This is a genomic window from Crocosphaera sp. XPORK-15E (assembly GCF_034931425.1).
Lineage (GTDB): Bacteria > Cyanobacteriota > Cyanobacteriia > Cyanobacteriales > Microcystaceae > UHCC-0190.
Genome location: NZ_JAYGHQ010000005.1, coordinates 1 through 12,386 on the forward strand (window position 1 = coordinate 1; position 12,386 = coordinate 12,386).

13 protein-coding genes are annotated in these 12,386 nt (G+C 40.9%); 4 read left to right on the forward strand and 9 right to left on the reverse strand.

The window, feature by feature from the left end:
- Positions 1 to 220: 220 nt before the first annotated feature.
- The 9 genes from VB691_RS05330 to VB691_RS05370 form a co-directional block, all read right to left on the reverse strand.
- Complete coding sequence (locus VB691_RS05330) at positions 221 to 1,165, reverse strand: F0F1 ATP synthase subunit gamma (protein ID WP_323290436.1); 945 nt, start codon at positions 1,163 to 1,165, stop codon at positions 221 to 223.
- A gap of 71 nt (positions 1,166 to 1,236) precedes the next feature.
- Positions 1,237 to 2,748, reverse strand: a complete 1,512-nt coding sequence (atpA, locus tag VB691_RS05335) for a F0F1 ATP synthase subunit alpha (protein ID WP_323290437.1) — start codon at positions 2,746 to 2,748, stop codon at positions 1,237 to 1,239.
- A gap of 45 nt (positions 2,749 to 2,793) precedes the next feature.
- Complete coding sequence (gene atpH / locus VB691_RS05340) at positions 2,794 to 3,351, reverse strand: ATP synthase F1 subunit delta (RefSeq protein ID WP_323290438.1); 558 nt, start codon at positions 3,349 to 3,351, stop codon at positions 2,794 to 2,796.
- Between the two features lie 2 nt (positions 3,352 to 3,353).
- Positions 3,354 to 3,890, reverse strand: a complete 537-nt coding sequence (locus VB691_RS05345; protein WP_323290439.1) for a F0F1 ATP synthase subunit B — start codon at positions 3,888 to 3,890, stop codon at positions 3,354 to 3,356.
- Positions 3,891 to 3,919: 29 nt separating this feature from the next.
- Entirely contained in the window at positions 3,920 to 4,351 is a 432-nt protein-coding gene (locus VB691_RS05350; RefSeq protein ID WP_323290440.1) for a F0F1 ATP synthase subunit B', read from the reverse strand.
- Between the two features lie 84 nt (positions 4,352 to 4,435).
- On the reverse strand, positions 4,436 to 4,681 hold the full coding sequence (atpE, locus tag VB691_RS05355; protein WP_323290441.1) for an ATP synthase F0 subunit C: 246 nt from the start codon (positions 4,679 to 4,681) through the stop codon (positions 4,436 to 4,438).
- Positions 4,682 to 4,937: 256 nt separating this feature from the next.
- On the reverse strand, positions 4,938 to 5,696 hold the full coding sequence (atpB, locus tag VB691_RS05360; RefSeq protein ID WP_323290442.1) for a F0F1 ATP synthase subunit A: 759 nt from the start codon (positions 5,694 to 5,696) through the stop codon (positions 4,938 to 4,940).
- Between the two features lie 51 nt (positions 5,697 to 5,747).
- Positions 5,748 to 6,167, reverse strand: coding sequence for an ATP synthase subunit I (locus tag VB691_RS05365; RefSeq protein ID WP_323290443.1), 420 nt, complete (start codon positions 6,165 to 6,167; stop codon positions 5,748 to 5,750).
- A gap of 461 nt (positions 6,168 to 6,628) precedes the next feature.
- Entirely contained in the window at positions 6,629 to 7,882 is a 1,254-nt protein-coding gene (locus VB691_RS05370; protein WP_323290444.1) for a DNA (cytosine-5-)-methyltransferase, read from the reverse strand.
- 504 nt (positions 7,883 to 8,386) lie between these two features.
- On the opposite strand from VB691_RS05370, the gene VB691_RS05375 reads away from it, so the two are divergent.
- From VB691_RS05375 to VB691_RS05390, 4 genes are all read left to right on the forward strand, one after another.
- The gene (locus VB691_RS05375) at positions 8,387 to 9,010 is read left to right on the forward strand and encodes a type I restriction endonuclease (protein WP_323290445.1); all 624 of its coding nucleotides are present in this window, start codon (positions 8,387 to 8,389) and stop codon (positions 9,008 to 9,010) included.
- A gap of 292 nt (positions 9,011 to 9,302) precedes the next feature.
- On the forward strand, positions 9,303 to 10,694 hold the full coding sequence (locus VB691_RS05380) for a malic enzyme-like NAD(P)-binding protein (protein ID WP_323290446.1): 1,392 nt from the start codon (positions 9,303 to 9,305) through the stop codon (positions 10,692 to 10,694).
- 37 nt (positions 10,695 to 10,731) lie between these two features.
- The gene (locus VB691_RS05385; RefSeq protein WP_323290447.1) at positions 10,732 to 11,514 is read left to right on the forward strand and encodes a M15 family metallopeptidase; all 783 of its coding nucleotides are present in this window, start codon (positions 10,732 to 10,734) and stop codon (positions 11,512 to 11,514) included.
- Position 11,515: 1 nt separating this feature from the next.
- Positions 11,516 to 12,385 (forward strand): SWIM zinc finger family protein, encoded by an 870-nt coding sequence (locus tag VB691_RS05390; RefSeq protein WP_323290448.1) that lies wholly within the window; start codon positions 11,516 to 11,518, stop codon positions 12,383 to 12,385.
- The last annotated feature ends 1 nt before the right edge of the window (position 12,386 follow it).

Genomic DNA, 12,386 nt, shown 5'->3' on the forward strand with positions numbered 1-12,386 from the left:
TAAGGCTTTAGCCTGTATTCATTTATTAATTTTACATGGCAAGTTCGGTAGAACCGTTTTTTCTAATTCTCTGATCATTTTATAACAAATATCCAAAGATGAATAAATCTTGTTTTATCAAGCTTAGTTTATAAATCTTATTGATAGTAATAATGAATAAAAAAGCGTCTAGAATGACATCTAAACGCTGATAATTCTTGACAAAAATTACCTCGAAATCTTACAAGGCGTTCGCACCAGCAACCACTTCCATTAACTGTTGGGTAATGGCAGCCTGACGCGCTTTGTTATAAGATAAGGTCAAAGTTCCAATGAGTTGACCTGCATTCTCACTGGCATTACTCATGGCAGTCATCCGCGCAGCTAATTCACTAGCGGCCGATTCTTGTAAAGCTCTGAGTAATTGGTTATTGATATATAAAGGTAACAAAGAATCCAGAATTTGCACCGGATCTTGTTCAAAAATCATGTCCTGGGAAAAGGTACTCATTGTCTGGGTGACGGTTTGCCTTTCTACCTGTAATTTACCTTCACGGGTAATCAAGCGGAACATTTCATCATCTTCCACTTCTAACCCTTGCATAGTCAAAGGTAACAAAGTTTGTATCACAGGACGGGAACTAATTAGGGAGACAAAACGAGTATAAATTAACTCTACCCGATCTACCGTTTCCGATAAAAACAAGGATAGCAATTCATCCGCAATGCTTCCCGCCTCATCTGCTGTGGGAATTTGGTTCAACCCAGTATATTTTTTCTCAATGGGGGCTTCCCGACGAGAAAAATATTGAGTTGCTTTCCGTCCCACCGTGACTAAACGGTAACTAATTCCTTGACTCTCTAACTCCTTAATCCGCTGTTCAGCACGACGGATGATGTAATTATTGTAGCCTCCACATAAACCGCGATCGCCAGAAACCACCACAAGGGCCACTGTTTTGACGGTTCTTTGTTGTAATAAGGCTAGATTAACATCCCCGAATTGTAAACGGGTCAGCAAATTATAGAGAACGTTGGCCAAGGCATCAGCAAAAGGCCGAGTAGAGATAACTTGTTCTTGGGCGCGACGCACCTTAGCGGCTGCCACAAGACGCATAGCTTCAGTAATTTTCTTGGTATTTTTGACCGACTGAATGCGATCGCGGATAGCTTTAAGATTGGCCATAATATTCCAGTGATCGATTATCCGTTATTCTTTTATGCTGTAGGGGCGAAAGGTTATTCGCCCCCAGTTAATTAAGCAGCAAAAGCCTGTTTGTACTCCTTAATGGCTTCTTTGAGCAAGGTTTCTGCTTCATCGGTGAGTTTCTTCTCACTGTTGACGATTTCAGCATATTTGGGCTTGCTGGTTTTGATATATTCCCGAAGTCCAGAGGCAAAGTCAGTGGCTTTATTAACAGGAATCTCATCAATATAGCCATTGAGTCCCGCATAAGTAATTGCCACCTGTTCCCACACCGCTAGGGGTGAGTTTTCGGGCTGTTTGAGAATTTGACGTAATCGCTGACCCCGTGCTAACTGCGCTTGGGTAGCAGCATCTAAGTCAGAAGCAAATTGAGAGAAAGCTTCTAATTCAGCAAACTGAGCTAATTCTAGCTTTAACTTACCAGCCACCTGTTTCATGGCTTTAGTTTGGGCCGCTGAACCCACCCGACTCACAGAGATACCTGCGTTAATGGCAGGACGGAAACCAGAGTTAAACAAGTCACTGGACAAGAAAATTTGTCCGTCTGTGATAGAAATAACGTTAGTGGGAATGTAGGCTGATACGTCACCCGCTTGGGTTTCAATCACAGGTAAAGCCGTCATGCTACCACCACCAAGCTTATCACTCAGTTTAGCCGCCCGTTCCAATAAACGAGAGTGGATGTAGAATACATCTCCAGGATAAGCTTCCCGACCTGGAGGACGTTTCAACAACAAAGATAATTGACGGTAGGCTTGAGCTTGCTTAGATAGGTCATCATAGATAACCAGGGTAGCCTTCCCTTTATACATGAAATATTCTGCTAAGCTGGCTCCGGTATAGGGGGCCAAATATTGAAGGGTTGCGGGGTCATTGGCGTTAGCAGCAACCACAATGGTATAGGCCATAGCACCTTTTTCTTCCAGGACACCAATTACCTGAGCCACAGTAGAAGCCTTTTGACCAATCGCCACATAAACACAGATTACGTCTTCTGACTTCTGGTTAATGATGGTATCAATGGCGATCGCAGTTTTACCCGTTTTCCGGTCACCAATAATTAATTCCCGTTGTCCTCTGCCAATAGGAATCATAGCATCGATAGCCGTAATCCCTGTTTGCATCGGTTCACAAACGGATTTACGAGCAATAATACCAGGAGCAGGAGATTCAATTAAGCGAGTTTCTGAGGTATTGATATCCCCTTTGCCATCTAAGGGACGACCCAAAGAGTCAACCACCCGACCAATCATTGCGTCCCCTACGGGAACCTGAGCAATTTTTCCGGTAGCTTTAACGGTACTGCCTTCTTGAATATCTAAGCCTGTCCCCATTAAAACGGCCCCTACATTGTCCTCTTCTAAGTTAAGAGCAATGCCGATGGTTCCGTCTTCAAATTCTAGGAGTTCACCAGCCATAGCCTGTTCTAAGCCATAAATGCGGGCGGTTCCATCTCCAACTTGCAGAACAGTTCCCACGCTGGAAACTTGAACGCTTTGGTCATAGGACTCAATTTGCTGGCGAATAATGCTGCTGATTTCGTCGGGTCTGATACTAACCATAGTGAGATCTTTTCAGAAATTAAATGGATTACAATGAGAAACAGTTTAAGAAGCACCGCCAAGAGTGAGGCCGATGCGGCGTAGTTGTCCACGAAGGCTGGCATCAAAGACTTGGGAGCCTACCTTGATGATGACACCCCCAATTAAATCAGGGTCAGCATAGGTCTTCATTTCAACGGAACGGGCCCCCGTTAAGACTTTAATTTTATCGCTGACAGCCCGACGTTGATCGTCGTTTAATTCTGTTGATGCTGTCACCTCAGCTAAGACAGTATTGGTCAATTTTCTGAGTAGGGCCAGATATTGCTGACAAATATCTTCTAGGAAGGTAATTCGTCGCTTATCAACCAAAAGCATGACAAAGTTCCGCAAATAATGATGGATATCCCGTCCGAGTATCCGAGTTAATACGGCTCTTTTATCCTCTTCTTTAATGATGGGAGAGCTAACAAATGCCCGTAAATCTGAGGAATCTTCCAACATTTCCAAAATCGCGCGACAGTCTTCGCCGATAGACTCCGTAATGTGGTGAGACTCAGCAAGGGACATGAGGGCTTGAGCATAAGGCTCAGCAATTTCCCGACTTAACAGTGATCCTTTCACAATTAACCTCCTAACTGAGCGATACTGCGATCAATAAGGCGTTGTTGTGCGTCATAATTAACCCGTTCTTTGAGCAGACTTTCCGCTTTCATTACTGCCTCTTCCGCAATTTGCTTTTTCAACTGAGCGATCACCCGTTCTTGTTCAGAGGAAAGATCAGACTCGGCTGTTTCTTGAAGACGAGCGATATCTCGTTCACATTGGGCAGCAATTTCTGTGGCCATGACTTTGGCTCTTTCTTGGGCCTCTTGGCGAATACGTTCCCCTTCTGCTTGTGCTTGGGTTAATTTTTTCTGTTCTGAGGCTAAGGCAGTAACAGCTTTACGTTGTCTTTCTTCCACCTCTTGAATGGCCTGGGCAATTTGGTTACGGCGATCGCTGAGAATTTTTCCTACAGCTTTACGGCCATAAAAAAACAAAACGCCCACCAGAATGGCCAGGTTAAAGATGTTGCTTTCTAAGAAGTCGAAGTGAAATCCGATTAAGGCTTCGCCTTCTGCGTGACTTTCTGTGGCTAATAATAAAAAAGAATCGATCATACCGGTTTATCACTCAACAGACGGCATCGTTAATTTACAAATTCAGACCCTAGGAGTTTTTCTAGAATTTGACGGCTTAAGGCATCAACTTGTTGTTCTAGATTCCTTAGAGCATCTTGGCGTTGCTGCTCAATTTCTTGGGCAACAGCTTCTTTCTTGGCCTGGGCTTGTTTTTGGGCAGCGGCCATGGCATCAGTCGCAATTTTTTTGGCATCAGCCTGAGCCGTCCCAATAATCTCTTGAGACTGCTTACGAGCGTCTGCCAGTTGTTGCTCGTATTCTTGAGCAAGCTTTTTAGCTTTAGTCAGCTTTTCTTGCTCATCCGTCTCTTGTTTACGGATATAGTCAGCCCGTTCATCTAACACCTTATTTAAAGGCTTGTAAAAAATTGCGTTGAGGATAATCGCCAACACAACAAATTGCAATGCCATCATCGGCAAGGTTGCATCAAAATCAAACATGGTTCACCCATCCACTTCCAATCTAGTTCTAGCTTTTTTGACGTAGAGACAGCCTCAAAGCCGTCTCTACTACCCGATTAAGTTCTAAATGAAGGGGTTAGCAAATAAAAGAACGAGAGAAATAACCAGACCATAGATGGTGAGGGATTCCATGAACGCTAAAGTTAACAATAAGGTTCCGCGAATTTTACCTTCAGCTTCGGGCTGGCGAGCAATACCAGAAACAGCCTGACCGGATGCGTTTCCTTGACCAATACCAGGGCCGATAGCAGCTAAACCTACAGCTAGAGCAGCAGCGATAACAGAAGCAGCAGCAACAGTTGGATTCATGTTAATTCTTCCTCGATTTTATTGATAGAACAAATTGCAAGCTAGTTGTCAGCTTAAGAATTTAGGAGCGCGAAGTTTCCAAGCAAGACTGCGGATACAGCAGACTGATTTGTGTTCTGTGGTAACTTAGTCGTCGATGGAAATTGTTAGAATTAACTTCCTCTCGGACTTCTCTGTTATTGTCTTACGTTTTGGGCATTTTTGTGCAACAGAATCTTGATTCGTGATACATTGTCTGCCTTTGATGATTTTTCCCTTACCCGTGTTCTTCTTCTTCTTCCGACTCAATGGCCTCATGAATATAGGCCCCGGCTAAGGTGGCAAACACTAGGGCTTGAATGGCGCTGGTAAATAATCCTAAGGCCATTAGGGGTAATGGCACCAATAAGGGGACTAAAAATACAAGAACGCCCACCACCAGTTCATCAGCTAAGATGTTACCAAACAGACGGAAGCTTAGGGAGAGGGGCTTGGTGAAATCTTCTAAAATTTTAATGGGCAGGAGAATGGGAATGGGTTGGATATAGTTGGCAAAATATCCTAATCCTTTCTTACTCAAACCAGCGTAAAAGTACGCTAGAGAGGTGAGCAGCGCAAGAGCAACAGTTGTATTAATGTCATTAGTCGGTGCTGCTAATTCCCCTTCAGGAATTTCAATCAGTTTCCAAGGAATCAGGGCCCCTGACCAGTTAGAGACAAAAATAAACAAAAATAGCGTCCCGATAAAGGGCAACCATTGCCGATAGTGCTTTTCTCCCAGTTGGTTTTTCGCCAAGTCCCGCAAAAATTCCAGGACATATTCCATGAAATTTTGCATTCCACCTGGAACCATTTGACCTTCTTTCGGCTTGGCAGCAAGGGAGGCGATGACTAACAGGGCAATGACAAACCAGGAGGCGAGAAATACCTGCCCGTGTAATTTTAAGTTGCCAATTTCCCAGTACCAGTGCTTACCTACTTCTAAGGCAGCTAGGGGTAAGGTATCTAAAATGCGTGAACCATCTAACATTGTCATTGGGTAAATTTTACCGATTCTGGTGACGGAAATCGTTGATTTCCTCTTGTTTTACTCGCTTTTTGGCTCTGGAGCCATAACACTTTGTATTGTGTAGGCGATGATGGCGACTTTATAGGTCAAAAATCCCAGGAAAACTGGGACGATGTGCAGTTCTTGCCATTGACTGGCTACAATGATCATGGCGGCGACTAAAGCAAGTCCTTTACCGCCAACCCTTTGACCTGATGTGCCGATTTTTTCTACTTCTCCAGCCAGCAATTTTAAGTAAATAATGCCGACACAAGCCCCCAAAAGGTAATTAAGGGCTAAATTGAGAGAATAGAAGATCCAGACGCAAATAAAAATAATTCCGGTGAAAACCAAGCTCAACAGCAACAAAGTGCGTTGTAGCTGATAGTAGTCTTTCATGGAATCAGTATCGTCTGAAACCGTTGCGGCTATTTCGGTTGGGGATTCAGTCAATGGCATACAGTCACAGGGTTCGATTAGACTAGGTTATCCTTGATTCAGGTTCTGACTAATCAAGTTATTTGGCTGACATTGACACTCGTTAACTCAGCCGAAGGTATAATATCACGTTGAGGCGACAAGATGAACAGTCGGCGGTTGAGTTCCCGTCAAGGACTTCAGATAATTTTAGGGGTTTAGGGGTTCAAATGTTTAAATAGTATCTTTGTCAAATAGAATTAGGTCAATAAAAATACTAATTTTAGGTAGCCTATAATTTAGAAAAATATCATCAACTAATGGATCTGGAAAATGGATATTCACCACAGAGGATGTTACAAATCCTGCGTGATAGGTGTGAATATGTTATTAATAGAGGCTCTACATTAAATAATCCACATATACCAGCATCATATTTTAATGGTTGGGAGAAAATTATAGATAATCATGCAAGCAAACTAAGAAAATTATTAGATAAATATTTAGATTAATGCGTTTAATAATTCCTTGGCAACATGATAGGCCATAGGAGGAGCAACGGAATTGCCTATTTGACCAAGTATCATATAAACTGCGCCATTAAATACCCAAGATTTGGGAAAACCTTGCATAATGCCACAATCTTGAACAGACAACCTAAAGTGTCCATTTTTTGTGACAAATTGATTAGCACTTAAACGATCTTTTGCAACACCATTCGGCCATATTTCAAGCTTTTCCCATTGTTTTTGTGCAGAAACACTACTTAATATTGAAGTTGTATGTCTAGGGCCAGTTAAACCACTTCTTATTGTAGGGGATAAAGCATCATACCCAATATTAGGTAAACCGAGTGCTTCACGAACACCCATACATTTTAAAAGACTATCATCTGAAATAAGCTCATCAAATAAAGATAATTGTTGTGGGTTCTGATGGTTTTTATTTGATAATAAGTGAGAAAAATCATGAGTTGATTTTGGGATAACAAACTTTTTCGATATTTTATCTTTCCTCAAACCAACCAAAAATACTCTGTCCCTTTTTTGCGGAACTCCAAATGAAGCTGCACTTAATTCAAACATAAAAATCTTATAATCTTGAGATAAGGGTGATATAATTCTTTGATTTAGATAGGTTTCAAATTTTTTATTGGTTAAAGCTTTGACATTTTCAGCAACAAAAGCTTTGGGTTTAATTTCTAAAATAGCTCGAATAAACTCAGGAAATAAATCTCTATCATCTTCACTTCCCCTTTGATATCCGGCCAGAGAAAAGGGTTGACAAGGTGGCCCACCATGAATCACATCAATTTTATCTTTTAATAATTTCCAATTTTTATTTCTAACATTACCATCCTCACCGTAAAAAACATTCCACTTAGGACGATTTTGAACAATGGTTACTGCTGCATCTCTCATGATTTCATAAGATTCGTAATGTTGAAAACCGGCATGATCAAACCCTAAATCTAAACCACCGCCTCCACTAAATAGCGAAAGAACCTTAAGATGATTTTGTTTGAGTTTTGGCATTAAATCTTCAGGATTTAATTTAGGGACATTAATTTTATGTATTGGGGGAGGGCCATCACCATTTAAAGCTTTAATTTTAGCTTGATGGGATGCAATAGAGCGTTGTCTAAACACTTCTCTTTCTTCATCAGTTAAATTGCGGCCTATATACCAGTTAGCATCAGTTCCTTCAAAATAATGACCAATGTGTTTGTTGGTTTTTCTCTGTTCTATTTCTTTCATTTCTCGATATTTAGTTTATGATTATTTGGTTATCTCATTATTTTAAGTTTAGCCCTCTCTATTGACAAATACACACTTTGCGTATTTTGTCAAATTTAGTTTTTTTGCTGTAACAAAAATATACAAAAAGCTCCCTGATTTTCGGGCATTTTAGCGGTGATTTTTTGAGTTGAGGGGACGCTTCAATAATTTTTTTAACGAAGTAATCAGGGTTTGAAGGTGTTTTTTCCAAAAAATAGATATAAAAACCCATCATGAAAATTAGACTATAGCGCAAAAATGGCGGAAAGTCGTTCACAAATAAAAATTATTCTCAATAAAATATTAAGTTTTATTACAAGTAACGGAATGTAAATTAGGAATTTTAAAAGCAATAGGGGGTAAATGAAAAGTTTTGCTTATCAAACCTGAGTTTTCTGTCGAACATTTGAGGAGTTCAAAAATTCTCATTGAGAAAGAGAACTACAATAGAACAAAATTGTCATTTTATTTGTTATTTAAAATATGTCCACTGCCATCACAGAAGCCATAACAACCTTAGCAGAAGCAGAGAAACGATTTAATTTACATCGTGTTGAAAATGAGCAGTTTTTTGAAGAATGGCGCATAAATTTACCGGAGTTAACAGATACAGAAAAGATAGCTTTGAATGATTTACGGAGACGTTATATTTATCAAAGATCCGAAGGACATTTATTAGAAGGAACTGTAACCTTATTATTGGCTTCTCCTTTGTTAATGATTGCGGGGTTTTATGATCCACCATTTAAGATTAAAGCCGAACAATCTGTGCAAATTAGGCTTAAGGATGAAGAAGAAGTGTTACAAGGAAGAATTGATGTCTTAGTGCTTCATGATCAACTTTGGATCATTATTTTAGAATCAAAAAAAACAACCATTTCTGTGTGGTCAGCTTTACCTCAAACCCTCGCTTATTTAATGGCAAACCCTCAAAAAGAACATCCCAGTTATGCCATGATGAGTAATGGTGATGAGATTATTTTTGTTAAGTTGATGCAAAAAGACTCGACTCAATATGCTCTCTCCAGAGTCTTTGCTTTGTTTACCTCAAACCAGGAACTTTACCAGGTGTTACAAATTTTAAAAAAATTAGCAAATATTTTGTAACAAGTCTCCCAAATCATAGATTTTTTACAAGGAATTGACGAAATATTTGTCCGTCAATTCCTTATAGCCCCTCAAAACGTTCTCAGAAAGAGCGTCTCCTAGACGAATCTTGAAACAAATGGGAAGTCTGAGGCAATAAGGATAAGGTTTAGGTTTAATGGTAATGATGACGACTTTTGTAGTCATCATTCACGCATCAGCACTGCCTGTAGAGTCAATTCATGAATTGACCCTAGGAAAACACTCAAGTTAATAAGTATTGATTTATCTTCATCCGAAGCTCAGGAGTTAAATGGCCAATCTCAACCCAAATGCAAGTTATAGCCTCGCGTTAAGCATTGAATTACCCAATATTGCTGGAACCCTCTCCAATGTTACCCAAGCGATCGCCGGAGCAGGAGGCAGTTTAGGGCAAATTTCTCTAATTGAACATACCCTAAAAATTACCCGCAGAGAAATCACGGTAGATGCTTCGAGCGAAGAACACGCCGAGAAAATTGTCTCAGCAGTCCGAGAAATTCCCAATGTCAAAGTGATCAAGGTTTCTGACCGTACCTTTGAACTCCATCGTCAGGGAAAAATCACCGTTAACAGTCGCCTTCCCTTGTCCTCCCAGTCTGATCTGGCCATGGCCTATACTCCAGGAGTAGGACGAATTTGTACAGCGATCGCCCGTGAACCATCCAAGGTCTATGAACTCACCATTAAACATAACACCGTTGCCGTGGTAACTGATGGCAGTGCGGTGTTAGGCTTAGGAAACTTAGGCCCAGAAGCTGCTTTACCTGTGATGGAAGGAAAAGCCATGTTATTCAAAGAATTTGGCGGTATTGATGCCTTTCCTATCTGTTTAGCTACCCAAGACACAGAAGAAATCATCGAAACCGTCAAACGCATTGCTCCTGTGTTTGGAGGTGTTAATCTCGAAGATATTTCCGCCCCCCGTTGCTTTGAAATTGAACGAAGACTAAAGCAAGAATTAGATATTCCCGTTTTCCATGATGACCAACATGGGACAGCCATTGTCACCCTGGCGGCCCTATTTAATGCCCTGAAATTAGTCCAGAAGTCCCTAGAATCGGTGCGAATTGTAATTAATGGGGCGGGGGCTGCTGGAGTGGCCATTGCCTCTTTATTACGGGCTGCGGGGGCAACCACCATCTGGTTATGTGACTCCAAAGGCATTCTTTCCAACTCTCGCACCGACTTAAACCCCCAAAAACAAGCCTATGCAGTCAATGCCAGTGGCTCTTTAGCGGATGCGATGAAGGGATCTGATATATTTTTAGGAGTGAGTGCGCCTGGAGTTGTCACACCAGAGATGGTACGTTCGATGAACAAAGATCCCATTGTCTTTGCTATGGCTAACCCTATCCCTGAAATTCAGCCTGAATTGGTCACAGATGACGTAGCAGTGATGGCAACGGGGCGTAGTGACTATCCCAATCAAATCAACAATGTGTTAGCCTTTCCTGGGGTATTTCGTGGGGCTTTAGACTGTCGGGCCAAAACGATTACCGAGCATATGTGTTTAGAAGCGGCCAAAGCGATCGCCTCTTTGGTAACATCAAATAACTTAGATCGGGAACATATTATTCCTTCGGTGTTTGATGATCGGGTTTCCCCTGCGGTGGCCAGTGCGGTGAAATTAGCTGCCCGTCAAGATGGGGTAGCGACTCAGTAAACTATTAAGAGGGGACGCGGAGAGGGACTAAATATCAATGAAAAATGAACAAAAAACCATCGGGCAACCAAACTCCATCGATGATATTCCTGAAGCTTTAAGAGATACCCCAACTCATCAATCTCTATCGCAACCAAAATTAAGGTTAATTATTGCAGGAATAATCGGATTTGGGGTGGTGGTATTGGGCGGTTTATTGATGTTACGTCCTTCCTCCCAACCTTCAATCACTTCTTCCCCCACTTCCCCTATTAAAGTGAGTCCCTCCCCTGATGCGATCGAAAATATTCTCGGACATTTACCCTATGAAGAAGCGAACCCATCAGCATTAAAAGCCATTACCACTGATGGACGAATTAAACTGAGAATTAATGCGGCTGAAAGTTTTCGGAAAATGCAGCGAGACGCGAGAGCAAAGGGTATTATTTTAACCCCTATTTCTGGGTTTAGAACTGTTGCTGAGCAAGAATATTTATTTTTTGAAGTGAAACGTCAACGCAACCAAGAAACTCGCAAACGGGCGGAAGTGAGTGCGCCACCAAAATATAGTGAACATCATACAGGGTATGCCATTGATATTGGAGATGGCAATGTTCCGGCCAGCAATCTTAGTCCGAGTTTTGAACAAACGGCGGCCTTTCGTTGGTTAGAAAATAATGGGGCAAAATATAGTTTTGAACTCTCTTTTCCTAAAAATAATGCTCAAGGAATTAGTTATGAACCTTGGCACTGGCGATATGTAGGTGATCCTGATAGTTTAGAAACATTTTATAAGGCGAGAAATTTACCAGCAAAATCTTCTACTCAGGGAGCTAATTAAAATGACAAGAGCAGATTTATTAAATAATCAAGATCCGAATTTACTGCAACAAGAATGGTGGGTACAACGTTGGTTAGAATTATTAGATTCTTATCGGTTTAAAAAACGGTTGGAAAGGGCGAGAATTTATGCTAGAGAAGGCAATGTTTTAAGTATTGAGTTTGAGGGAGGGCAAGTTTTAGCTAAGGTGCAAGGAAGCGAAGTTGAACCCTATCAAGTGTCTCTTTCTCTTGATCCTTTTACTGATGAAGACTGGAATTATGTGATGCAAACCCTATCAGAAAAAGCTGTTTTTTCTGCTCAACTTTTAGCGGGAGAAATGCCGAATAATATTGAAAGGGTTTTTACCCAAAATGGCTTAAGTATTTTTCCGTTTCAGTTATCTGATGTTAGATCTTATTGTAGTTGTCCCGATAAAGCAAACCCCTGTAAACATATTGGGGCAATTTATTATCAATTAGCTGATCGTTTTAGTGAAGATCCTTTTGTTATATTTCAATTAAGAGGCAGATCAAAAGCGCAAATTTTAGAAGGTTTACGGGAATTACGTTGTCGTCAGATTGAAGAAAATGGAAGCAAAATAGAAGAAAACCAGCAAAAAGAAGCTAAGAAAAGCAACAAAAAGACTAAAATTTCTGAGCCATCTAATGAGTTAGATTTAACAGCATTTTGGCAGTATGATCAACCTTTAGATCCCTCTTTAGTGGTTATTGTTCCGCCTTCAGATGGTCAAACAGTTTTAGATGTTTTAGGGCGAATTCCTTTAGCTCATGAAGAAGCAAAAATCGTTAAAGATCATTTACAACAAGTCTATCAAACTGTTAGTCAACAGGCAATGATAGCAGCTTTAAATGTTAATAGTGATCATTAAA

Excerpts from the sequence above, each read along its gene's own strand:
- VB691_RS05330 (WP_323290436.1), bottom strand. The coding sequence starts at position 1,165 with ATGGCCAATCTTAAAGCTATCCGCGATCGCATTCAGTCGGTCAAAAAT.
- atpA (WP_323290437.1), bottom strand. The coding sequence starts at position 2,748 with ATGGTTAGTATCAGACCCGACGAAATCAGCAGCATTATTCGCCAGCAA.
- VB691_RS05345 (WP_323290439.1), bottom strand. The coding sequence starts at position 3,890 with ATGATCGATTCTTTTTTATTATTAGCCACAGAAAGTCACGCAGAAGGC.
- VB691_RS05350 (WP_323290440.1), bottom strand. The coding sequence starts at position 4,351 with ATGTTTGATTTTGATGCAACCTTGCCGATGATGGCATTGCAATTTGTT.
- atpE (WP_323290441.1), bottom strand. The coding sequence starts at position 4,681 with ATGAATCCAACTGTTGCTGCTGCTTCTGTTATCGCTGCTGCTCTAGCT.
- atpB (WP_323290442.1), bottom strand. The coding sequence starts at position 5,696 with ATGACAATGTTAGATGGTTCACGCATTTTAGATACCTTACCCCTAGCT.
- VB691_RS05365 (WP_323290443.1), bottom strand. The coding sequence starts at position 6,167 with ATGCCATTGACTGAATCCCCAACCGAAATAGCCGCAACGGTTTCAGAC.
- VB691_RS05370 (WP_323290444.1), bottom strand. The coding sequence starts at position 7,882 with ATGAAAGAAATAGAACAGAGAAAAACCAACAAACACATTGGTCATTAT.
- VB691_RS05375 (WP_323290445.1), top strand. The coding sequence starts at position 8,387 with ATGTCCACTGCCATCACAGAAGCCATAACAACCTTAGCAGAAGCAGAG.
- VB691_RS05380 (WP_323290446.1), top strand. The coding sequence starts at position 9,303 with ATGGCCAATCTCAACCCAAATGCAAGTTATAGCCTCGCGTTAAGCATT.
- VB691_RS05385 (WP_323290447.1), top strand. The coding sequence starts at position 10,732 with ATGAAAAATGAACAAAAAACCATCGGGCAACCAAACTCCATCGATGAT.
- VB691_RS05390 (WP_323290448.1), top strand. The coding sequence starts at position 11,516 with ATGACAAGAGCAGATTTATTAAATAATCAAGATCCGAATTTACTGCAA.